At 69.2% G+C, this 20,509-nt stretch carries 22 protein-coding genes and 1 tRNA gene; 13 read left to right on the top strand and 10 right to left on the bottom strand.

Features of this window, described 5'->3' with window-relative positions:
* The first annotated feature begins 212 nt into the window (after positions 1 to 212).
* The 13 genes from ACTHM3_RS01040 to ACTHM3_RS00980 all read left to right on the top strand — a co-directional run bounded on the left by ACTHM3_RS01040 (position 213) and on the right by ACTHM3_RS00980 (position 7,333).
* Positions 213 to 293: transfer RNA gene (locus ACTHM3_RS01040), tRNA-Tyr, on the top strand.
* A 29-nt stretch (positions 294 to 322) separates the two neighbouring features.
* Positions 323 to 2,821 (top strand): bifunctional DNA primase/polymerase, encoded by a 2,499-nt coding sequence (locus tag ACTHM3_RS01035; RefSeq protein ID WP_440404226.1) that lies wholly within the window; start codon positions 323 to 325, stop codon positions 2,819 to 2,821.
* Positions 2,821 to 3,183 (top strand): hypothetical protein, encoded by a 363-nt coding sequence (locus ACTHM3_RS01030; RefSeq protein ID WP_440404225.1) that lies wholly within the window; start codon positions 2,821 to 2,823, stop codon positions 3,181 to 3,183. Before ACTHM3_RS01035 ends, ACTHM3_RS01030 begins: the two co-directional genes overlap by 1 nt.
* Positions 3,180 to 3,629 carry a hypothetical protein gene (locus ACTHM3_RS01025; protein ID WP_440404224.1) on the top strand — a complete coding sequence of 150 codons (450 nt, stop codon included), beginning with the start codon at positions 3,180 to 3,182 and terminating at the stop codon, positions 3,627 to 3,629. The genes ACTHM3_RS01030 and ACTHM3_RS01025 overlap by 4 nt, the downstream gene beginning before the upstream one ends.
* The gene (locus ACTHM3_RS01020) at positions 3,620 to 3,829 is read left to right on the top strand and encodes a hypothetical protein (protein ID WP_440404223.1); all 210 of its coding nucleotides are present in this window, start codon (positions 3,620 to 3,622) and stop codon (positions 3,827 to 3,829) included. Before ACTHM3_RS01025 ends, ACTHM3_RS01020 begins: the two co-directional genes overlap by 10 nt.
* Positions 3,826 to 4,224, top strand: a complete 399-nt coding sequence (locus ACTHM3_RS01015) for a hypothetical protein (RefSeq protein ID WP_440404222.1) — start codon at positions 3,826 to 3,828, stop codon at positions 4,222 to 4,224. The genes ACTHM3_RS01020 and ACTHM3_RS01015 overlap by 4 nt, the downstream gene beginning before the upstream one ends.
* Entirely contained in the window at positions 4,205 to 4,921 is a 717-nt protein-coding gene (locus ACTHM3_RS01010) for a hypothetical protein (RefSeq protein WP_440404221.1), read from the top strand. Before ACTHM3_RS01015 ends, ACTHM3_RS01010 begins: the two co-directional genes overlap by 20 nt.
* Complete coding sequence (locus ACTHM3_RS01005) at positions 4,918 to 5,421, top strand: hypothetical protein (RefSeq protein ID WP_440404220.1); 504 nt, start codon at positions 4,918 to 4,920, stop codon at positions 5,419 to 5,421. Before ACTHM3_RS01010 ends, ACTHM3_RS01005 begins: the two co-directional genes overlap by 4 nt.
* The gene (locus tag ACTHM3_RS01000) at positions 5,418 to 5,705 is read left to right on the top strand and encodes a WhiB family transcriptional regulator (protein WP_440404219.1); all 288 of its coding nucleotides are present in this window, start codon (positions 5,418 to 5,420) and stop codon (positions 5,703 to 5,705) included. The genes ACTHM3_RS01005 and ACTHM3_RS01000 overlap by 4 nt, the downstream gene beginning before the upstream one ends.
* Entirely contained in the window at positions 5,702 to 6,082 is a 381-nt protein-coding gene (locus tag ACTHM3_RS00995; RefSeq protein ID WP_440404218.1) for a MazG-like family protein, read from the top strand. Before ACTHM3_RS01000 ends, ACTHM3_RS00995 begins: the two co-directional genes overlap by 4 nt.
* Positions 6,079 to 6,495: a hypothetical protein gene (locus ACTHM3_RS00990; protein ID WP_440404217.1), complete on the top strand. Its 417-nt coding sequence runs from the start codon at positions 6,079 to 6,081 to the stop codon at positions 6,493 to 6,495. Before ACTHM3_RS00995 ends, ACTHM3_RS00990 begins: the two co-directional genes overlap by 4 nt.
* Entirely contained in the window at positions 6,492 to 6,869 is a 378-nt protein-coding gene (locus tag ACTHM3_RS00985) for a hypothetical protein (RefSeq protein ID WP_440404216.1), read from the top strand. Before ACTHM3_RS00990 ends, ACTHM3_RS00985 begins: the two co-directional genes overlap by 4 nt.
* On the top strand, positions 6,866 to 7,333 hold the full coding sequence (locus ACTHM3_RS00980; RefSeq protein WP_440404215.1) for a hypothetical protein: 468 nt from the start codon (positions 6,866 to 6,868) through the stop codon (positions 7,331 to 7,333). The genes ACTHM3_RS00985 and ACTHM3_RS00980 overlap by 4 nt, the downstream gene beginning before the upstream one ends.
* A gap of 59 nt (positions 7,334 to 7,392) precedes the next feature.
* Here the strand turns inward: ACTHM3_RS00980 and ACTHM3_RS00975 are convergent, their stop codons facing one another.
* The 10 genes from ACTHM3_RS00975 to ACTHM3_RS00930 form a co-directional block, all read right to left on the bottom strand.
* Positions 7,393 to 7,740, bottom strand: coding sequence for a hypothetical protein (locus ACTHM3_RS00975; protein WP_440404214.1), 348 nt, complete (start codon positions 7,738 to 7,740; stop codon positions 7,393 to 7,395).
* Between the two features lie 25 nt (positions 7,741 to 7,765).
* Positions 7,766 to 9,598: a hypothetical protein gene (locus ACTHM3_RS00970; RefSeq protein WP_440404213.1), complete on the bottom strand. Its 1,833-nt coding sequence runs from the start codon at positions 9,596 to 9,598 to the stop codon at positions 7,766 to 7,768.
* Positions 9,599 to 9,662: 64 nt separating this feature from the next.
* Complete coding sequence (locus ACTHM3_RS00965; protein ID WP_440404212.1) at positions 9,663 to 10,253, bottom strand: hypothetical protein; 591 nt, start codon at positions 10,251 to 10,253, stop codon at positions 9,663 to 9,665.
* Positions 10,250 to 10,618, bottom strand: a complete 369-nt coding sequence (locus ACTHM3_RS00960; protein WP_440404211.1) for a hypothetical protein — start codon at positions 10,616 to 10,618, stop codon at positions 10,250 to 10,252. Before ACTHM3_RS00960 ends, ACTHM3_RS00965 begins: the two co-directional genes overlap by 4 nt.
* Positions 10,619 to 10,787: 169 nt before the next feature.
* Entirely contained in the window at positions 10,788 to 12,140 is a 1,353-nt protein-coding gene (locus ACTHM3_RS00955; RefSeq protein ID WP_440404210.1) for a helix-turn-helix domain-containing protein, read from the bottom strand.
* Positions 12,141 to 12,224: 84 nt separating this feature from the next.
* The gene (locus ACTHM3_RS00950) at positions 12,225 to 12,887 is read right to left on the bottom strand and encodes a hypothetical protein (protein WP_440404209.1); all 663 of its coding nucleotides are present in this window, start codon (positions 12,885 to 12,887) and stop codon (positions 12,225 to 12,227) included.
* Complete coding sequence (locus ACTHM3_RS00945) at positions 12,887 to 13,162, bottom strand: hypothetical protein (RefSeq protein WP_440404208.1); 276 nt, start codon at positions 13,160 to 13,162, stop codon at positions 12,887 to 12,889. The genes ACTHM3_RS00950 and ACTHM3_RS00945 overlap by 1 nt, the downstream gene beginning before the upstream one ends.
* Positions 13,162 to 16,785 carry a DUF859 family phage minor structural protein gene (locus ACTHM3_RS00940; protein ID WP_440404207.1) on the bottom strand — a complete coding sequence of 1,208 codons (3,624 nt, stop codon included), beginning with the start codon at positions 16,783 to 16,785 and terminating at the stop codon, positions 13,162 to 13,164. The genes ACTHM3_RS00945 and ACTHM3_RS00940 overlap by 1 nt, the downstream gene beginning before the upstream one ends.
* Positions 16,785 to 18,362: a hypothetical protein gene (locus tag ACTHM3_RS00935; protein WP_440404206.1), complete on the bottom strand. Its 1,578-nt coding sequence runs from the start codon at positions 18,360 to 18,362 to the stop codon at positions 16,785 to 16,787. The genes ACTHM3_RS00940 and ACTHM3_RS00935 overlap by 1 nt, the downstream gene beginning before the upstream one ends.
* Positions 18,363 to 18,394: 32 nt before the next feature.
* Positions 18,395 to 20,482: a hypothetical protein gene (locus ACTHM3_RS00930; protein ID WP_440404205.1), complete on the bottom strand. Its 2,088-nt coding sequence runs from the start codon at positions 20,480 to 20,482 to the stop codon at positions 18,395 to 18,397.
* Positions 20,483 to 20,509: the final 27 nt, after the last annotated feature.

Genomic DNA, 20,509 nt, shown 5'->3' with positions numbered 1-20,509 from the left:
AGCCGGCTCCGGCCGCGCCGCCGGCGCCCGCCGCCCCGGCCGCCGGTGCGCCCGTCGACCCGTGGGCCGCCGCGGCCGCCGCGGGAGCGGGGACCGGACCCACCGTCTAGCTGTGCCTGGATAGCCAGCTAATCGCGCCCGCTGCCTCACCGACGTTCACTCCCCATGTGGGTCAAGTCCATCGGTCGAGATGAGGCAGCGGGCGCGACCATGGGGCCGTGGCACAGCGGCGACTGCACCTGGCTGTAAACCAGGCACATCACACGGAGGTTCGAGTCCTCCCGGCCCCACCAAACCATTCGACATGAGAGGAACCTCCGCAGTGGCACGACCCACGGCGATCGCCGACCTGGCCTACAAGGCCGCTGAGCTGGGCCTTCGGGTCGTGCCCCTCCGCCCCATGGGCAAGGTGCCGTGGATCGAGAACTGGCAGAACGACGCCTCGTCGGAGCCGGAGCAGGTCGACGACTGGTTCCGTCAGAGGCCCCAGAGCAACTACGGCATCTGCACCGGCTACGACGGCCTCTTCGTCATCGACCTGGACGGCCAGGAGGCCATCGACTGGTGGCGCGACCAGGGCTACGCGCCCGGCGCCGAGGTGATGACGCCGAACGGCGGCATGCACGTCTACTACCGCTCCTTCGACATCGAGGTCCAGACCAACTCGAAGAAGCTGCACCCGAAGGTCGACGTCCGCGGCGTCGGCGGCCAGGCCGCGGGACCCGGCTCGATGCTCCCGACCGGCACCTACAAGGGCACGCTCGAGGCGATCGCCAACGCGCCCGAGGCGCCGCCGGAGCTCATCGCGATCATCCCCGAGAAGCAGAGCTACACCCAGATCGAGTACACCGGCGAGCAGGTCGAAGAGGCCTCCGAGAAGGAGCGCTCGAGCCTCGCCTGGATCGTCCAGCGGCTGCAGGCGCTGCCGGAGAAGTGGCACGAGGGAGCCGGCTGGCACGCCGCCGTCTTCGAGTCCGCCGCCTGGCTCTCGCGCATGGTCAACTCCGGCGCGTACGCGACGACCGAGGACTCCGCCGTCACGCTGCTGCTCACCTACACCCCGGTCTACCCGGAGGACGGCTGGGGCCCGGAGAAGATCCTCGAGCAGTGGGAGTCGGCCCGGAAGGTCACCACCGGCCAGTTCGCCGAGCCCCCGTCGGACGACGAGGAGGTCCCGCGCCTCCTTCCGCTGCTCAAGGCCCAGGAGGGCGCCCCGGAGTACACCTCCAAGGGAGGCCAGTTCATGGACCTGATCTGGACCGACGCCTCGAGCGACACCGACGGCGCGCGCTGGGATCGCAGAAGGCAGATCCTGCTCGAGTCGTTCCGTGGCGGTCTCGACATGCAGCACGCGTTCTCGCTCGTCGCGGGATGCGTCGCCGCCGAGACCGTGATCCGCCAGCACGACGGCCGCCTGGTGCTCTTCAAGGAGGCGAAGAAGGCCTACCGCGAGTTCCTGCAGGAGCAGGCGTCCGGCGTCGCCGCGGTGGAGGCCGGCGCCGTCCCCTCGCTCGCGCCGGTTACCCCGCTATTCGCCGCCGAGGAGCCGATCGAGCTGCTCATCGACTCGGAGCGCCGCGACCTCAAGACCGAGACCTACCGCTGGTGGGGAACGGCCTACCTCGAGTGGGTCCAGGGCTCCGTGAAGCTCGCCAACATGCCCTACCACCGGCTGCACGTCTGGATCATCCTGAGCACCGTGCTCGGCATGCTGGGCTACATCCCCCGCGAGGGCAAGCGACTCGGCGTCAACCTGTGGGGCATCATCATCGGCGAGTCCTCGACCGGCAAGACGGAGGCGCTCGACAAGGCCGAGAGCGTCATCGACGCGTTCTTCAAGGACGAGAGCCCCAACCTCGGCGCCGACGCCACCACGGAGGCGCTGCACGACGCGCTGATCGCCCGCGACGGCCAGCCCAGCCTGCAGGTCATCGACGAGGCCCACGGCCTCCTCGGGGAGCTCAGCGGCACGAAGGGCTTCCGCGGCGACCTCATCACACGGTGGACGGAGTTCTACGAGGGCAAGGTCCGCGCGAGCCTGCGGTCGACGAAGAAGGAAATCTCCGGCAAGAGCGCGACGACGTCGTTCTCCCTGCTGCTGCAGGGCACGAGCGCGAAGATGGCGAAGGCGATGAACACCGCGCTCTGGGAGAGCGGCTTCCTCGTGCGATCGCTCTTCGTGATCGGCGAGAACATCGAGCCGAGCGAGGACGACCTCGACGTGCGCCTCATCGAGGGTGACGCCGACGCGGCGTACAACGGCATGCCGAACGAGTGGGCGCGCGCGTGGGTGAAGAACCGCGACCGACTCGAGCTCGAGGGTGCGTTCCCGCTCAAGATGGAGTACGAGCCGGCCGCTCTCGCGCGCCTGAACGCCGCGATGAGGAAGATGCGCGCCGTGCTCAAGTCGAGGCCGAACCAGGTCGCGCTCAAGCCCTACGCCGCGCGCTTCCCGAACCAGGTGCTCAAGATGAGCGCGCTCGTCGCCCTCTCCGAGGCGCAGAAGCTCGTGACCGAGAGGCACGTCCTGATCGCACTCGAGGCGAGCGAGGAGTTCCTGCGCTCCGCCGTGGCGATGGCGAAGCTCACCACCGACAGCGACTTCGCCCAGCAGGTCGACGCGATCGAGAAGCTCGTCGCCGAGAAGGGCGGCAAGTGGGAGCTGTCGAAGGTCTACCGCTCCATGGACGCTCCGGTCTTCGAGGTGAACCGCTGGATCGACCAGCTGATCGCCGAGCAGCGCGTGGTGAAGCGGCAGGACGGCCTCGGAGCCCCGTGGGTGCTGGCGATCGCGCACGACGTCGAACGGCAGGCCGCCTGATGGTCTTCGTAGTCGACGCCGGCGGCACCACCCGGCAGCAGCTCCGTCCGCCCCGCCCGCCGCGCGCCCGCGGCACCTCCAACTCGAACGCAAGGGGCTCGTCTTATGCGCGGCGTGCGCGTAAGCAGTGGCTGCTCGACACCTTCGGTGACGGTGAGACGGCCCCGTGCTTCGTGCCCGACTGCAGCGCGATCCTGACGCTGCAGACGATCACGGTGGACCGCATCACCCTCGGTTGCGACGGCGGCTCCTACCGCCGCGACAACATCCGGCCCGCGTGCGGGTCGCACAACTCGAGCGAGGGATCCCACGCCCGGTGGGCCCGACACCCCCAGATAAAGAAGGAGGCGCAAGCCGCATGAGCGATGACGCCGAACTCGACGACGAACTGGTCGTCGACCGCGACGCCCTCAGAAGGAAGCGCGTGAAGGCGCTCGAGACCGCGCTGCACCACGTCCAGCGCAACCACCTCGAGCGTGAGGACAGGATGGTCGCGGCAGAGGAGCTGCTGGCCTACGAGACCTTCACGGCCGCGCAGATCGCTGGCTGGCTCGGGCTCTCCCCGTGGGCGCTCGAGGGCCGCGGTGGCGCCAGGGCGTGGGGCATCTCGTCCCTGACCGAGAAGCAGCTGCCCATGGCGCTCGAGCTGGCCAAGGCCGGCGTCGAGCGAGAGCGCCCTAAGACGCTGATCTACGAGGCGTACCAGCGCGGCGGCATGAGCTTCAACGTCATCGGCGGGTTGCTCGACGTGCACAAGAACATCGTGCGCCGCATCGTCCGCAGGGTCGAAGGCGAGCCGTGGACCTGATCGAACGGCCCATCGGCTTCGCCGAGTGGACCGCCTGGGCGGGCATCGAGTTGAGTCCCTGGCAGCTCGAGGTCGCTCAGGCGGTCCTGGCCGGCGATTGCCCAGTGCTCGAGGCCCCGTGGGCCACCCGCACCGCCACGAAGCGGTACCTGATGAACCTGCAGTCCATGACCCTGTTCTCCCCGAAGGAGCCCGCATGAGCGCCGTCCTCCCGCTCGCCTGCTGGCCGTGGCCGGTCCCGCCGGTCGTGGTCGATGTCGTGAAGGCCGCCAAGGCCCTCGTCGCCGAGCGCAACCACCTCGACTTCCAGCTGCAGCTGGTCGAGGCTCTCCCCGGCACGCCGCTGCGCATCCTCTCCTTCAAGGGGCCCGCGCCGTTCGCCGGCACCGTCTCGAAGCTGCGCAACTGGCAGGACGTCGAGGAGGTGGCCTTCTGGCTCGAGTGGATCCTCGACCCCATGCAGCCCGACGGCGTCGGCTTCACCACGGCGGACTGGATCGCGATGCACTTCCCGGGCGCCACCGAGCTCCCGCCGGAGGTCGTGCTCCCCGCTCGATCGCTCGAGGAGGCCGTCTATGGCGACCTTCCTTACTGACGGGACGGTCCCCGACGAAGGGATCTTCTCGCTCCCGAAGGCGGAGGCGGAGCCGGACGAGGTCGAGGAGGTCGAGTACGGCATCACGGTGACGCAGCCCTTCACCGAGGTGGATGACCCGGCGGCGATCACCCGGCCCAGCCCGAAGCGCTACATCAAGCCGATGCTCGAGGCGGGCTTCACCGTGCGCGCTGCGACGACGGCAACGCTCGAGACGCAGCCGCCCGTGAAGACCGGGCCGAACGCGGGCAAGCCACGGCCCGACAAGGAGGTCGAGCACCTCTGGGTCCTCGCGCACGCGCCGGGCGCCGCCGTCCTGCTCTGGTTCAAGGGCGGCTCCTTCGAGCAGGCGCGCGTCTGGGACGCCGCAGGCTGGCCGACGGAGCACTTCCACGAGTACAAGCCGATCCGCGTCGTCGCGGGGAAGGACCGGGCGGGCAAGGTCGTCGAGACCGAGGAGTCCTACCAGCGCCGCGTGCGCGCAGCCGAGCGCATGGCCGACGAGATGAACGCGACCTACAACGACGGCGACTTCTGGGTCAACAAGGCACCCCGGTGGCTCGATGCCGCCGGGCGGTTCGAGGAGTGGCTGGTGGATCTGATCCCCACGTTCGTTCCCCGGGCGAAGAGCAACAAGCAGAAGCAGGCGACGGCGACCGCCGTCGAGCTCATCGAGATTGGAGAGTGGGTCGGATGACCTTGGCATTGTTCGGTCCCGTCGCCGTAGAGGGCGTGGACCTCGACCTCGCGGACGACAGGATGTACTGCGACCTGATGGTCAAGCGCGCGTTCCGAGACGGGAAGGTGTGGACCCTCATGCTCGACCCGGTGCGGGTCGACCGCACGCTCGAGCTGATCCGTCGGACGAAGGCGTCGATCGAGGAGCAGCTCGGCTTCGCGAACCGCACCCAGGGTGGAGGCGAGCCGCTGTGGCGCAAGCGCACCGTGCACCTGCTCGGCACCGTCAACACCTACCTCGCCGACGCGAAGGACGTCGTGAAGCGCCTCGATGAGGAGGAGGAGCTGCCGGCGATGCGCGCCGAGCGCGATCGCTGGATGGAGGTCGCGGGCCTGCTCGTCGACCTCTTCCACGAACACCCGGCGCTGGACCTCATCGTCCTGCCGGTCAACAACATGACGGCGTCGCAGTGGGCTGCGGCGCGTACCGAGAGCATCGAGCAGAAGGCGGCGGCGTGAGCAACATCATCAGCATCGGCAGCAGGCGCGAGGTCGACCAGGACTGGAAGGACGAGGGCCTGTGCGCCGAGACCAGCCCGGACCTCTTCTTCCCGGGGAAGGGCGAGCCGACGACGCCGGCGAAGAAGATCTGCGTCGCCTGCGACGTCAAGGAGCGCTGCCTCGCGTGGGCGCTCGAGACCGGCGAGGAGTACGGCGTCTGGGGCGGCACGAGCGAGAACGAGAGAAGGCGCATGCGCAAGGAGCTGGGCTACGTCGACGAGCCCGAGGAGCTGGCCGCGTGAGCGCGCAACAGAAGGCGGCCGCGCAGCTGAGCGCGTTGTCCGAGCACTTCGACACCGCCAACCGCGGCCGCTTCGCCCGGATGACCCGCGACGACCTCGCGCGCGAGCTGGGGGATCTGCACCGCCTCATCAAGGTCGGCGAGGAGTTCGGGGAGTCCGTCGACGCGATCATCGGCTACACCGGAGCCAACCCGCGGAAGGGCTACTACGCCGACGTCGAGAAGGTCATCCGCGAGCAGCTCGACGTGGCGCTCACCGCGCTGGGGAACGTCGAGCGCCTGACCGGCAACCGAGGCGACTCCCTCGCCCTGCTGAACGAGCACATCGAGTACGTCGCCACCCGGGCCGGCGTCGACCAGGAAGGACAGGCCGCGTGAGCCTCATCGACCGCACCAACGAGGACATCGCCCTGTCGATGCGCCGCCACCGCTACGACTCTGGGAAGGGCACGCTCAACGTCGACGTCGACCGCGACTCGAGTGTCTGGCCCGAGCCGTGGATCTACCTCTCGCTCGTCGACGACTCGCACGACGCCGAGCCGATCTACCTCACGCTCGACGAGGCGGCCAAGCTGCACGACCGCCTCGGCCGGATCCTCGGCCTCCGCGAGCACGCGCCGATCGCCTTCGACGACGTGCGCGACGTCGTGCACATCTACCAGGCGGAGTGGGAGAAGCCGCACCCAGTCGTCGAGCCCGACGCGTCCGCCGCGGAGCAGCTCGAGTCGCAGTTCCGCTTCCGGGTCGCGCGGCGGATCCTCGAGGCGGGCTACCGGAAGGTGCTGCCGTGAGCGCCGATCCGAGGCACCTCCCCGCGGCCGCAATCAAGCGGATCCGCGAGATGACCGAGGCGGATCAGCCGATCGCCGCGATCGCCGCCGAGGTCGGGACGACCGAACGCACCGTCAGCCGCTGGCGGGCGAAGATGCGCCTGGCCAAGCCCGCCGGCCGGCCCCTCACCCCCGACGAGCGCCGCTGGGTGCTCGCCGCGGTCGCCGACGGCGTGCCGCTCAACTGGATCGCCGAGACGCTCGACCGCAACGTCGGCACGATCGGGCGCGTCACGTCGGCGAACCCGGAGTCCTTGGCCGCCTGGAAGTCGATCTGGGGCGAGATTCGGTACAACGACTCGCTGGTCGAGCTGCACCGGGAGTTCGCCCCGTGAGCCTCGCGTCGGACGAGCGCCTGTTCGTCCTCGACCCCGGCGAGACGACCGGCTGGGCGGTCTTCGACATGTTCTGGGATCGCCCCCTCGAGCACCTCGCGCACGGGATGCAGACGGGCGGGATCTACGGCGTCGTCGACCTGGTGAAGGAGGTCGTCCCGCGGTGGCTGCCGACCCGCGTCATCGCCGAGGAGTTCGTCGACGACGGGCGCACCGAGCACCCGAACGTCGAGCCGCTCCGGGTGGAAGGCGTGCTCGCTGCGATGTGGCACCCGCGGCCGGTCTTCCTGCAGCGCAACAACTACAAGCGGCACGCGCCCGACACGATGCTCGAGCACCTCGGCTTCAAGTGGCCGGGCAAGGGGCACGACCGGGACGCCGCGCGGCACGCGATCGCGCACGCCTTCACCATCGGCCACCCGCCCACGATCCAGTGGGTGATGGACCGGCTCGACTACGAATAGCCAGCAAAAGGCCCCCAGCAGCGCCACGCGCCAGCTGGGGGACTTTTCTGCGTTGGGGGCTAGACGAGGTTCGCCTTGCTGATCCACGAGCTCAGGGAGAGCAGGAGCGCCGCGCCGCCGAGGACGAAGAGCTGCTGCTTGCCCTCGAGCACGGCCGCGACGGAGAAGCCCGCGGCGCCGACCATGCCCGCGGCCTTGCCGGCCTCGTAGATGCCGCCGCGGATGTTCTTCGGGATCCGGCCGAGGAGGGTCTTCTCGAGGGCCTGGATGTTGGCGTCCGCGCCGAGCTGCTCGATGTCCTTGGCGATGGTCGCCATGGTCGCGGGCGCGCCGGCGCCGGCGGGGATGCCCGCGGTGGCCTCGGCGACGGTGACGGAGACGGGGGTGGTGCTGCTGGTGTCGCTCATGCTTCCTCTTCTCTTGGTGTGGGGGTCAGTGCCACGGCCACACGGCGGCGATGAAGCCGGCGAGCATCGTGACGAGGGTGACGATCGCGGCGATGATGCCGCCGCGGTTCGTCTCGGGCTTCGACGGCGTCGACGGGGTGTCGCCGCCGGTGGTCGGCGGGGTGGTGGTGCCGCCGTCGGTGGGCTGGGTGGGCTCGGTGCTGTCCTCGAGCACGTCGCCGCGCGCGAACAGCTGGTCGACCGTCTTGTCGCTCCACCAGCCGTCGACGGGGCTGACGCCGGCGACCGTCTGCTGGCTCGAGAACTGCGTCGCCCACCAGGTCTTCGTGAGCGTCGGGACGTTCTGCGCGACGCGCGTGGTCGGGTTCGAGTAGTAGTTCGCCGGGCCGTTCTGGACGCCGAGGGACTCCGTCTTCGAGTAGTCCATCGTGCTGTGGACCTGCTCGTTGAAGTTGTGCACCATCCGCGTGTACGGGGCGCGCGTGAGCAGCCGGAGCTCCATGAAGAACGTGGCCAGGAAGTCGTCGTCCCAGATGGTCGAGTTGACGTTCTGGTCGCCGTTCGGGCCGTGGCCGAACTGCTCGTTGTCCGCCATGATGCCGTCGCTGTCGAGCGCGAAGCCGTGCAGGTTGGCCGCGACGAACTTGGCCTCGTCGACCGGGTCGCCCTTGCCGCTCACGTAGTAGTGGAGCACCCGGTGGCCGGCCGCGTGCGCCGCGTCGACCATCGCGCCGTAGTGGCTCTCGATGGCCTGCTTCGAGGTGTTGTGGCCGCCCATCTTGATGCCGACCCAGTCGACGCCCTCGGCCTTGGCCTTGGCGAAGTCGAAGTCCGCGCGCGAGCTGTCGAGGTCGATGCCGAAGGAGGCCATGACGATCGCCGGCGGCGGGGTGAACTCGGCCGAGCGGTCGACGAGCCCCGAGGTGTCGATCGTGGTGAAGCCGCCGGCCCAGTACCAGTAGGTGCCGTCGAAGTACCAGATGTCGGTGCCGTCGGGGACGTTGACGTTAGAGACCTTCTGGCCGTGCGCGAACGCGACCATGTCGACGACGCGGTTCGGCAGGAGCCCCGTGCCCTGGCCGGGCTGCTGGGTGCTCGGGTCGAGGCGCGCGTTGGCCGACGTCGAGCCGCGCACCATGCGCGCCTTCGGGTCGATGACGACCGGGTTCATGTCGGTGAGGTCGTGCACCGCGGTGTCGGTGAAGCCGCCCGACCAGAACCAGGCACCGGAGATGGCGCCGTGGAACCAGATGTCGTTGCCGTTGACGGACTCGCCGTGCTTCCAGCCGTCGAAGTTGCCGACCTTGCCGGCGAGCACGCCGCCCTTGAGCGCGCTCTGGCTCGTGGCGTCCTCTCGCCCGTTGGCGCCGAGCGGCGAGACGGCGACGCGCTGGTTGCCCTGCAGCGGCTGCGCGTTGTAGTCGGTGAGGCCGGAGGTCGCGCGGTTCTTGCCGTTGGCGTACGACCAGCCCTTGAACTTGTGGGGGTAGGTGTCGGCGTGGGACAGCTTGACGCCGTTGCCCAGCTCCGCGATCGTGTCGCCGAAGCGGGTGGCGTAGGCGACGACCGCGCGGTTGCCGTCGTAGCCGACGACGTCGCCGACGTGGTCGTACGGAGCAGCGTCCCAGAACAGGTTCGAGCCGACCGGGGCCGAGTTGATGTCGAGGTTCTCGATCTTGCTGGCCTGGTACGCCGCGCGCGCAGAGCCGTAGCCGAGGATGCCCGTCTCGCCGCCCTGGTACGCCCAGATCCAGTAGTAGCCGGAGAACCTCTGGCACTGCTGGTCCAGCGACTCCGTGCCGTGCACGTTCTGCCAGAAGGCCACTGCCTTCTTGGCGACGTCGAGACCCGTGGTCATCGTCCGCCGCCGTTCTCCTGGTTGCCGTCGGTCATCCCGAGGCTCCTTTCGTCGTGGTGGTGGGTCAGCCGACGCCGATCACGGAGCTGCGGCAGGAGCCGGCGTCCTCCGTGGATCCGTCGGTGTACGTGACCTGCAGCTCGCCGTTGTCGTCGCAGTGGATGTCGGAGACGCCGCGGCCCGGGGCTCCGTCCTTGCCGTCGGTGCCGTTCTGGCCGTCCTTGCCGTCCGCACCGTTGGCACCGTTGGCGCCGTCAGAGCCGTTCGCCCCGTTGGCGCCGTCCTTGCCGGGCGTGCCGACGCAGAAGCTGTCGGCCGAGCAATAGCGGGCAAATCCCTGGTCGATGTCCTGCTGGGTGACGACGCCGTCCTTGCCGGCGGGGCCAGCCGGGCCGGGGATCTGCTCGGGCGCCGCGGTGGAGGGGGTGCAGCCGTCGGTCGAGGTGCAGTCGCCGTAGAGCTTGGTGTACTGGTCGAGGAGCGAGTCATAGCGCTTCGACATGGCGTTGTAGCCGTCATGGAGGGCGCCGATGCGGTCGTCCTGGGCGTTGATGGTCGTCTGCTGGGCGACGTAGACGAGGCCCGCCGCGGTCCCAAGAGACATGACGACGAGTAGGGGGACGATGAAGCGGGAGAACGTCTTGAGCTTGCTCACGGCTTCACTCCGAGCAGGGCCGCGATGCCGCCCACGATGCCACCAGCGCCGCCGAGGCCCAGCAGCGTGCCGATCGTCCATCTGATCCAAGATCCGGTCCTCGCGTTCTTCTTCTCGAGCTCTGCGGCCATGAGCTTGCGAGCCGCTTCCTCCGCGGCCATGGCCGCCTTCCGGGCCTCCACCTCGGCGTTCAGCTTGTCGTCGACGACCTTGATCCGCTCGTCGACGCGGCGCTGCTCGGCTGCGAAGGCATCGGCCGACACCAGCTTGTCGAGCCGCTCGTTGACCTCACGCCGGAAGGTGGCGAGGTCGTCACGGAGCAGCCCGAAGAACCTGTCGAAGGTGTCGTCGGAAGGAGGAGCCATGGTCGCTGGAGGGTCTAACTGGTCGGGAAGGTCACTGGCAGCTGTCGCACTGCAGGTCGTCCATGGGGTCGACGGGCACGCTGTAGCCGCCGGGGGTCGTATCGAACTCGTTCATCGTTTCAGCGTCTCGCGATTAGCCAGCTAAATCCAGGAGGGGTCACACCGCGTGTCAGGCGGCGCGGAGTTCCTGGCCGGAGAAGATCGTGCGCCCGTCCTCGACCTGCAGCAGCTCCCAGAAGAACTCCCCGGTCTCCTTGAAGCGGATCACGGCGACGCCCTGCTGCCAGTTCTCGAAGAACTCCGCCGGCCGGCCGTCGATGCCAGCGGCGCTGTTCACGCCGGGGACGCCGCCGTCGACGCGGCAGAGGCAGCCGGGGTTGATCGCGACGGAGCGGATCTTCCCCATGCGGTCGTAGGTCGTCTTCGACTGGGCCTCGAGACGGTGCGTGTGGCCGAAGGCGCGCGAGATGTGAGGGGTCTCGTTGGCGTACTTCTCGGCGGTCGAGCCGCTCGAGCGGACCTTGGTGCCGTGCTCGCACCGCAGCTGGTCGTTGACCCACCAGTGCGCGGTCGGGTAGGCGTCGCGGTACTCGATGTCGAAGTCGTCGAGGCGGAGGAGGTTCGGCAGGGACATGACCGGCCAGGACTCCGGGAGGCCGCCCTTCTTGAGGCCGAAGGCGGCGAGGGCGTTGGCCTCGACGAAGCCCTGCATGCGGCGGTCGTGATTGCCCTCGATGTAGACGAGCTTGCCGGGCGTGCGCTCGCGCAGCTCGGCGCCGAGCATCGTGGTCCGGTCGATCGCGGCCTGGGTCGTCTGCGCGAAGGTGGCTTCCTGGGCCCAGCGGCCCTGGGAAGCGAGGTCGATGATGTCGCCCATGAGGACGACCTGCTGCGGCCGCTCGAGCTCCACGACCTTGAGGAAGACGTCGATGGCCGCCTCGTCATGGAAAGGGTCGAGCGTTCCGTCCTCGAGCCGGCGGTAGCCGATCTGCGAGTCAGCGGACAGGATCGCGGTCTGCCACTGGCCGCCGATCGAGAAGGAGCGGGCGCGGGGCGGGCGGGCCGCGATCTTCGGGCCGGCCTGAACGACGGGCCACTCGGGGTCGCCCGACTCCTTCTTGGCGCGGAGCGTGGCAGAGAAGCGGTTGGCGTAGAGCGTCTTGGTGATCTGCGCCTTGGTGTGCTGCGTCCAGACCGAGTGCCCGTGCGAGAAGGTGAAGTCGTCGGGGTCGAAGCCGTCCGCGCGCAGGCGGCCGAGCCACCAGCTCAGCGGGAGGATCCGGTCGGCATCGACGCGGTACTTGAGGTTGCCCTTCTCGTCGCGATCGAAGTCGTCGCGCAGCTGATCGCCGTCCTCCGAGGTGGCGGCGTCGCCCTCGAGGATCCGCCGACGCCACTTGTTGACGGTCGCGCGGCTCACGCCCCACTTCTCGGCGATGGCCTTCTGCTTGACGTTCGCGTCCCGCAGGTCGGCGAGGAACTCCTCGTTGTCGAGCAGCTGAATGCTCCTGGGGTCCGACAAGTTGAGCCCTCCGCTCAGATGGGGTGCTCGGCCAGGCTACCTCGACATCCAGGTTTCTCCCAGGAAGTGCCCAGCCAGCGTGTCCTAGGCGATCGCCGTCCAGTAGTAGGTCGTGCCGGCGTCCTGGGTGCCGTTCGACCAGTTGTAGAGCTGCAGCGTGAAGCCGTCCTTGGTGCGGGTCACCGCGGAGCCGAGCAGGCGGCCGTTGTCGCACGTCACGATGATGTTCGACGGGAGCGCGGCGAAGGAGCCGACGGGGAAGACGATCGGCGTCGTGTAGCCCGAGCCGACGGCGATCGCGCCCGGGACGGTGCCGGTGCCGCTGACCTGCTTCGACAGCGCGATCGCGCCGTACGCGCCCGCGGTGCTCGAGAAGCCGACGAGGTTCGACGTCACCATGTTCCAGGCGACCGCGCCGGGGAGCGTCTTGATGTTGGCGTTCGTCGAGAGCGCGGCGACGAAGGTGTCGACGTTGAGGGCGGTGCACGCGCCGGTGAGGTACCACTTCCCGTCAGGCTTGAGCACGAAGGAGGCGCCGGCGGCGAGGCCGCTCGAGTCGGCCGCCAGGGTCGCCAGCGTGCCGGCGCGGGTCGCGTCGGTGAGGCCGATGGCGTTGAGCTCGGCGAGGGTGTCGACGAACTTGACCGGCAGGGCGCCGTCGACCGTGTTGGCGAGCGTGGCGAAGAGGTCGAGGAGCTTGCCGATGGGGGTCGGGCCGACGAACTTCACGCGGGGGGACTGGGCCATTAGCTGGCTACTCCTTCGGTGGGGGCGGGCGAGGCGGGTGCGGGAACCTGCTGGGCGGCAAGGAGCGCCGCGACCATCTCCGGGGTCAGGCCGAGAGACTGCAGGGCCTCGACCGCAGCGGTGAGGGCGGGCGGAGTGGGGTCAGGGTCACGAGTCATGGTCACGAAGAGGCGGCCTTCCGGCACCTCGGGCATCGTGACGATGGCGATGGCGAGCGTCTCGGCCTCGAGGTGGGCGACGCTTCCGTCGTCATAGGTGATCGTCCAGGACGCCATCAGCCCACCATTTCCGCGTCGAGCATGACGGCCGAGCCGAGAGCGAGGGAGGAGACGTATCCGGGCCTCGAGGACGCGCCGGACCCGGCGTTCATCAGGAAGGTCGCCTTGAGGCTGGTGAGCTGCCGCGTACTGGGGAGCGGCGGGGTGACGGGACCGAAGGCGCCGAGGTTCCGCGACTGGTAGGGACCCGAGTACGCGACCGCCGTGGTGAAGTTGACCGAGTCGCTCCAAGCCGGTCCCCCGGCAGTCAGCACGCCCGGCACCCTGCGCATGGGAGTGGGGAGCTGATAGACGGCGTTGCCCCAGTTGACGTCGTCCTGCTGCCCGTCGGGGCTGAGTCGATCGCCGGTGAACTGGTTGTCGAACCGGAGGTAGAACCGCTGGCACCGCACGAGCTCGTCGGCGACCGAGCGCGGCGCGTAGCCGAAGTCGGCGCTGCCTCGATAGAGGCGAACGTTGGCGACGGTCGCGAGGGCAGCGGCGGGGGCGGTGAACTCGACGATGACGTCGTCCGTGCCGTCGAGGGTGACTGTGAGCGGCCCGCTGACGAAGGCGGGGCGATCCTGCGGGTTGGTCTGCACGTTGTAGACCCGCATCTGGGCGGTGCCGTCGTGGGCGAGGATGTGCGTGCCGGCGCTGAGCTCCTCGCGCTCGATGATCTGGCAGATCCGAGTCTGCGCCGACAGGGTGATCGCCTGGCCCTGCGGCGTCGCGGTGAAGTCGGCGTAGCGGTTGACGATCCGCGAGCTGTTGCCGTTGTCGGGGGTTCCGTTCCACCCGTACTTGTAGATGCCGGCTGCCGCGGTCGCGCCGTCGAAGTAGGGCTGGACGGAGGTGCCCTTGGTCATCTGGGTGGCATCCCAGTAGATGGTCCCGGCGGCGTGGCCGTTGTAGAGGCGGAAGTAGAAGTTGGTGGCGGTCAGGGGGACGGTGAAGGTCACGGATACGCGGGCGGTGGCTCCGGCGACATTGGGGACCGCGTCGGAGGCCACGGAGCCCTCGGGCGTTGCGATGCCAGGGCTGCCTGCCGGTACCGCTGCCGCGACGAACTGCCCGGAGCTGTTGAGGAACGTGACGTAGGCGCGGCGGGCTCGGATGACCGAGGCGGTGTCGATCGTCGCGCCGCTGAGGGGGGAGGGCCCGATGTGTCCGGTGGCGCTGATGGTGTAGGTCTGCCCCGGGACGAGGTTCCAGGCACTGAGCCCGTTGTTCTCGGCGTAGGACATGAAGCTGTCAGCGCCGGCGCCGGAGGCGACCACCTTGTAGCTGCGGGTGCGGTCGGCGGACCAGTCGGTCGACACGCTCAGCGTCGCCATGTTCGAGGCGAAGCCGGTGGTATTGCCGGATTCGGCGGAGGGCTGCCCGGCATAGTTGAGGCAGGTCCAGCCATTCGGAACGCTGTAGCTGGCGCTCTGCCCCTCTCCGTCGGCCCAGGAGCAGTCGGGGTACGAGCCGTCGAAGTAGGGCATCATCACATCGCCCTCTTCGAGCATGATGCCCGTGACGTCGTACGTCGCGCCGGCGGCGAAGGCCGTCGTGGAGTAGGCGTAGGGTCCGGCATAGAGAGCCTGGACGTGCGCCACAACGACCCCGCCGATTCTCGTCCAGACGTTCGGCGCGAGCGTGAACTGCTTCGTGGTGCCGTCCTGGTTGCGGACGACGCAGGATCCCGGCCCCGCCCCCGAAGCGGTGAACTGCTGGACGGCGAGAGTGACGGTGATCGCCTGCGAGGAGCGCACGTAGGCCGAGACGTAGTAGGTCTTCCCCGGGGTGACCTGGGTCCTGGGGTTGTTCGCATCGCTCGCGAAGTACCAGCCGCCCGCGTTGGCCGTCATCGTGATGCGAGCCGCGGTGGTGGTGTACGGCAGGCCGGGGATCGTGAGGCCGGTGAGGCGGCTCACGGAGCCATTGCTCGCGGCCATAATCTCGGTGCCGACGATCGAGGCAGGGTTGGTGATGAGGTTCTTCCGGCCCGAGAACTTCCAGCGGTCGAAGAAGTAGGTGCCCGGCTCGGCAGCGGTCTGAGGCGCGTACTTCCGCTTGTTGACAGTGAAGGCGCCGTTAGTGATCTTCGAGAAGGCCGAGCCCATCGCGCTCAGCTGGGCGGGGGTCACCGCCTTGCTCGAGTTGCCAGCGGCGAAATCCGCGGGCGTCGCGAGCTGCACGATGCCGGGGCTGCTGGTCGTGGCCGAGTCGCCGAAGTCCACGACGGGGAGGCCGCCCTGGTAGATGTCGCCGGAGACGTCGAGGATACCGCGCTCGTGGTACTTCCCGACGCCCACGCCCTGGCTGCCGTGCCAGTGCATGAAGATCGTCGAGGTCGCGACAGTGCGCTGGACGGAGGAGGTGGCGAAGTCGTCGATGACGTCGAGCAGGACGTCCCAGGAGTGGTCGATCGAGTAGCCGGCGATGAGGACGCTGCCGGTGTAGGCGATCCCGCCAGGGGCGGTCGGCGCGATGATCTGGGTGAAGACCGTCTGGCCGTTCTGGCGGCTCGAGACGCGGTACTTGAGGGTGTTCTTCTCGGCAGCGCCGGTCGGGTTGAGGGAGGTGGCGGCGATCTTGAACGAGACCTTGAGGTAGGTGCCGTTGTCGTTGAGCGTGCCATCGGCCAGGGCCCGCTGCAGGGTCAGGGCGGTGGTGTCGATGGTGGGCGCCGAGTAGGGCAGCACCGTGACGTTCATGGTGGCCTGGGCGCTGCGGCCGCGCGAGTCGACGACGATCGCGGTGATGGCGACGTTGCCGGAGGAGACGATCGGCGCAGTGGTGCCCGAGGCGGCGTTGATGATCTGGCCGGCGACGGAGATGGCGCTGCTCGTGATGCTCGAGCCGTAGACGCCGGCGGCGCCGTTGATCTGCAGGGCGAGCTGCGAGAGGCCCTGAACGTACCCGCCGATGCCGGCCGCAGTGACCGCGGCCTGCGCCTCGGCGCACGAGATAGACGCGATGGTCGGGACGATGCTGGCGTCGGCAGTGAGCGTGAAGCCGATGCTCTTGGTCCCGACGTTGGTGCCGCCGGAGAAGGTGGTGCAGGTGATGGTCCCGGTACCCGACAGGGAGTTGGGAATCTCGGTGAGCATCGCCCGATCGGGCGTCCAGGACACCGAGTCCGTGACGTTGGTGCCGATGGTCCCGGTCTGGCTCCCGAACGCCCAGGTGAGGGTGTGGGTGAAGCCGGCCGAGGCGCGGTTCGTGGCGATCGTGACCGGGGAGCCCGTCGTGGGCTGGCTCGAGAGCGAGGGCGTGGAGGCTCGCGCGATCGTCGGGAGCGTATAGGTGCCGCTGAGGCTGGCGGAGCCACCCGCGGATCCGATGTATCCAGAGGCGGAGACGCCGAAGGCGCGGGTGCCGTCGGCGTTGTGGTAGATGATCTGATCGCCGGCGCCGACCGTGAGGGCGGAGTAGTTGTTGAAGTTGTAGCTGTAGCCGCCGCCGTAGCCAGATCCGTCGATGTTGGCGGACCAAGAGCCGTCCGATCCGAACGGGGTGCGACTCGGGTTCTTGTACCAGGTGAGGGACCAGTGGACCGAGGAGTAGTTGCCCTCGATGCTCTGCCCGTTGAGGCTGACGTCGAGCTGCAGGGTATGGCCGGCAGCCGTGGTTCCGGTGTACGAGGCCATTAGAGCGCCCTCACCACGGTGTCGGTCGCGTTCAGCTTCTCGAGCTTGTGGGCGCCGAGGATGACCTCGTTGCCGACGAAGGAGTCGACGTGCATCTGGCCCTGGTTCCAGTCGGAGACGACGGCGCCGTTCTGCAGCAGCTGGACGCCGGTGTTACGGAGCGCGAGCTGCGAGCCGGCGCTGGCGGATCCAGGGCTCGAGATGTAGGCGCCGTCGGGCTTCACCTGGAAGAGCGTCTGCTGCAGCGCGAGCGCGGCCGCGGTGCCCTGCTGGGCCGCCGTGAGGTCGCCGACCTGGCCGGCGAGGATGTTGACGGAGCCCTTGGCGGCGAGGCCGAGGTCGTCGCCGATGGTCGGGGAGAGCTCGTTGACGGTGATCGTGCCGGCCTGCAGGGCGTTGGCGGCCATCGAGCGGGCCTTGATGAAGGCGCCGTCGAGCTGGCCGACGGTGGCGGTGCCGAGGTCGACGGAGGTGATGACCTCGTGCGACATCGTCTGCGGCGTCCAGTTCTGGCCGTCCCAGACCCACTGGGCGATGACGGCGGCGTTCTCGTCGCGCTGGAACCAGAGGTCGCCGGCCGCGGTGCCGTCGTCGACGGGCTGGGCGGTGGAGAAGGTGATGTGGTTGCCGCCGCCGGAGGAGCTGATGAGGGTGACGAGCTCGGGCGCGAGGTTCTCGGAGTCGATCCCGATGACGGTGATCGTGGAGACGGCGGAGCGGTCGGTCTCGACGCCGAGGCTGTCGAAGCCGACGAAGGAGAAGTCGTAGGCGCTGCCGACGGTGAGGCCGCCGACCTGGATGCTGCCGCCGCCGCGGACGATCGGGCTGCCCTGGCGGGTCCAGGCGCTGGCGCCGGCGGGCGAGACGTCGAGGTGGACGCCGCGGAACTGCTCCGGCGGCTGGGCGGAGCCGAAGAGGCCGTCCCAGCGGGCGACGACGATGCCGGCGCCCGACTCGAGGACGGGAGCGTTCGGCACGTCCATGGCGGCGAGCGTGGCCGGCGTGGTGGCGGTGAGCCAGTCGCTCTGCGAGCTCGAGACGCCGAAGGAGCTGACGGCGACGAAGCGCAGCTGGTACTCGACGCCGACCTGCAGGCCCTCGACGTGCACGCGGGTGGTCGAGCTGGTGCCCATGGGGAGGTAGCCCGGGCCCGTGGGGCCGAAGGAGGTGTGGTCGCTCGGGTCGAGGGTGGGGTCGTTGACGAAGACGCGGCCGAAGACCTCGTAGTGGGCCGGGATGAGCGGGTTGCCGTCGGTGTCCAGGTCGTTGGGGACGATGTCGACGTCGATGCGGCCCCAGGGCGTGCCGCTGGCGTCGAAGTAGGCGCTCGGCGTGAGGGTGACCTTGCTGGCGTCGAGGGTGGCCGGCACGCGGCGCATCTCGGCGATCGCGGCGGCTTGCGCAGCGGCGGAGTTCGCGGCTCCGGTGACGGCGGTGCCGGCGGCGATGATCGCCTGCTCGCCGTTCTGGGCGACCATCTCCTGCGTGGTCTGCAGGTTGCGGATCGACTTCTCGACGTCGCGCGCCCACGGCTGAGCTTCGAGCGGCAGCCCGTTCTCTCTCACCGTGGTGGTCACGTTCAGCATTCTCCCAGGTTCGGCGAAAATCCCTAGGAAGTGGCGAGCGGCGCGGCTCCGAACTGCTCGAAGGTGCGGTGCTGCCAGACAGCGTCGAAGTCGTCGAAGGTCTGGGCGGACCAGACCTCGTCGAAGTCGTCGGTCGTGGTGTCGGCCGCCGCGCTGAACCCGACGCCTCCCTCGGAGCTCGCGGCGCTGGTGACGCGGTACACGGCGTCGCCGTGGCGGAAGCGAGCGCCGGCGATGTCGCCGGGCTCGAGCTGGGAGTTGCGGAACGTGCCGGTGAGGCCAACGCGGAGCATCGAGTAGATCGGGACGGTCTCGGCGGCGACGCGGTCGGCCTGCTCCTTGCTCTGGACGTAGGGCGTGTCGATCGTCGCGGCGACGACGGTGGTCGCGTTGTCGTCGGTGCTGCCGGTCTCGTAGGTCAGCTTCTCCTTGAAGTCGATGACCCCGGTGCCGCGCACGCGCAGGCTCGAGTAGTAGGTGCCAGCACCGGCGTTCATCGCGATCGCGAAGGGGGCGTAGAGGCGCTCGTTGTCGCCCGACGTGATGGTGATGACGATGGTGTCGTAGTTGTCGCCGACGCGGACGGTGACGGAGCCGCCGCGGGACGTCCACTCGTTGGGGTCGAGGGTCTCGATCGACTCGGCGCCGTCGGTGACGGTGCCCTGGCCGATGACGGTGTAGACGGAGCCGGCGGCGCCGTCGAAGGGGCCGACCTCCTTGACGCAGACGGGCTGCTCGACCGAGACGAGAGAGCCGATGATCGGGACCTCGTAGGTGGCGACCGAGCCGGAGTCCACGACGAGGATGGGCGCGGCGAAGGTCCAGCCGGCGGCGGTCATGGTGCCGCTGGTGTCGTCGTACTCGGCGGCCGGGTAGATGAGCGCGTTCTCGAGGTAGCGGGAGTTGTAGTTGACGAGCTGGATCGACTGGGCGAGCTGCGAGGCGTCCGAGCTCGTGCTCAGCTGGCCGAGGCTCGCGACGTCGACGGTGCGGGTGCGGGGCTGGCGCAGGAAGACGGCGTCGCCCTTGTCGCTGAGCTCGACGCCCTGGCTCGAGCAGAACTCCTTGACGCGCGTGAGGACGTTGTCCTTGAAGCCGTGGGCGACGATCGGCCGCTCGGCGATTCCGATGTCGGAGGTGATCGGGCGGTCGACGCCGACGGAGGCGAGGAGCAGCTGGATGTAGCCGTCGAGGGATCCGGCGAAGGGCTCGACCTGCCGGATGACGTTGAGGCGGGAGATGATCGACATGCTCGTGATCGAGAGCGTGTTGCCGTCGCTCGAGGGCGTGTCGAGGCGCCCCTGGACGATCGCGCGCCCGTCCTCGAGGAGCGTGGCCTCGCCGCCGGCGAGCAGGAGGGAGCCGTCGAACTCCTGGATGCCGAAGCTGACGGTCGTGGCGCCGCCGGAGGTGTCGACGGGCGAGAGCGGGGTCGCGTTCTCGGTGATGGAGTAGGTCGTGACGTTGTCGACGTCGTAGACCGGGCCCGGGACGTTGGTGAGGGTGCGCTGCGCCTTGATCGACTTGGAGCCGTTGCTGGCGCCCTCCCAGTAGTAGTAGTCGGTGGAGTCGAGCGGCTCGAGGGTGTCGCCGAAGATGGGGGCCTGGCCGGTCGGCATGATCGAGCCGAGCTTGACGTCGACGACGCTGCCCGCGGGGCCGTCGCCGAGCTTGAGCACGAAGGTCCAGTCGGTGCGCGCGGTGACGGTGAGGGTGGCGACGCGCTCGACCCAGGCGCCGGGGGCGGCCGAGAAGGTCGCGCCGAGGTGCTGGTCGCCGGCGGCCTGACTGGTTCCGAGGCGGAAGCCGATGGCGCATCCAATCTGGGTGCCCTGCACGGCGCGGGTCCAGATGCGGAAGTCGAAGGAGCCGGCGGGGATGTCGAGGGCGGCCGCGTTGATGGTGATGCCGGCGGCGCCGGTGCCGGTGCGGGTGAACCGCAGGTAGGGCTCGTCCTCGTCGGTGCGCAGCACGGGAGTGCCGAGCAGGCTAGGCCAGGCCCACGGCCCGCGGAGGGTGGCGTGGGGCGTGTCGAGGTAGTTGAAGAGGGTGGGCGCGCTGATCGCATATCGGGGCAGCGGGGGCTGCTGGATGCGAACGCTGAGGGCCATGGCCCTCTCAGGCTACGGCTCCGTACA

Origin of the sequence: Pseudolysinimonas sp., from assembly GCF_051954455.1 — a bacterium.
Classification (GTDB): Bacteria; Actinomycetota; Actinomycetes; order Actinomycetales; family Microbacteriaceae; genus Pseudolysinimonas.
Note: the sequence above shows the minus strand (reverse complement) of the source record. Positions and strands in the feature narration are given on the sequence as shown.

What these genes read in the sequence shown, in the direction of transcription:
- ACTHM3_RS01005 (WP_440404220.1), top strand. Translation starts at nt 4,918, where the DNA reads ATGACCTTGGCATTGTTCGGTCCCGTCGCCGTAGAGGGCGTGGACCTC.
- ACTHM3_RS00930 (WP_440404205.1), bottom strand. Translation starts at nt 20,482, where the DNA reads ATGGCCCTCAGCGTTCGCATCCAGCAGCCCCCGCTGCCCCGATATGCG.
- ACTHM3_RS00975 (WP_440404214.1), bottom strand. Translation starts at nt 7,740, where the DNA reads ATGAGCGACACCAGCAGCACCACCCCCGTCTCCGTCACCGTCGCCGAG.
- ACTHM3_RS01030 (WP_440404225.1), top strand. Translation starts at nt 2,821, where the DNA reads ATGGTCTTCGTAGTCGACGCCGGCGGCACCACCCGGCAGCAGCTCCGT.
- ACTHM3_RS01015 (WP_440404222.1), top strand. Translation starts at nt 3,826, where the DNA reads ATGAGCGCCGTCCTCCCGCTCGCCTGCTGGCCGTGGCCGGTCCCGCCG.
- ACTHM3_RS00960 (WP_440404211.1), bottom strand. Translation starts at nt 10,618, where the DNA reads ATGGCTCCTCCTTCCGACGACACCTTCGACAGGTTCTTCGGGCTGCTC.
- ACTHM3_RS00945 (WP_440404208.1), bottom strand. Translation starts at nt 13,162, where the DNA reads ATGGCGTCCTGGACGATCACCTATGACGACGGAAGCGTCGCCCACCTC.
- ACTHM3_RS01010 (WP_440404221.1), top strand. Translation starts at nt 4,205, where the DNA reads ATGGCGACCTTCCTTACTGACGGGACGGTCCCCGACGAAGGGATCTTC.
- ACTHM3_RS00970 (WP_440404213.1), bottom strand. Translation starts at nt 9,598, where the DNA reads ATGACCACGGGTCTCGACGTCGCCAAGAAGGCAGTGGCCTTCTGGCAG.
- ACTHM3_RS01025 (WP_440404224.1), top strand. Translation starts at nt 3,180, where the DNA reads ATGAGCGATGACGCCGAACTCGACGACGAACTGGTCGTCGACCGCGAC.
- ACTHM3_RS00950 (WP_440404209.1), bottom strand. Translation starts at nt 12,887, where the DNA reads ATGGCCCAGTCCCCCCGCGTGAAGTTCGTCGGCCCGACCCCCATCGGC.
- ACTHM3_RS00940 (WP_440404207.1), bottom strand. Translation starts at nt 16,785, where the DNA reads ATGGCCTCGTACACCGGAACCACGGCTGCCGGCCATACCCTGCAGCTC.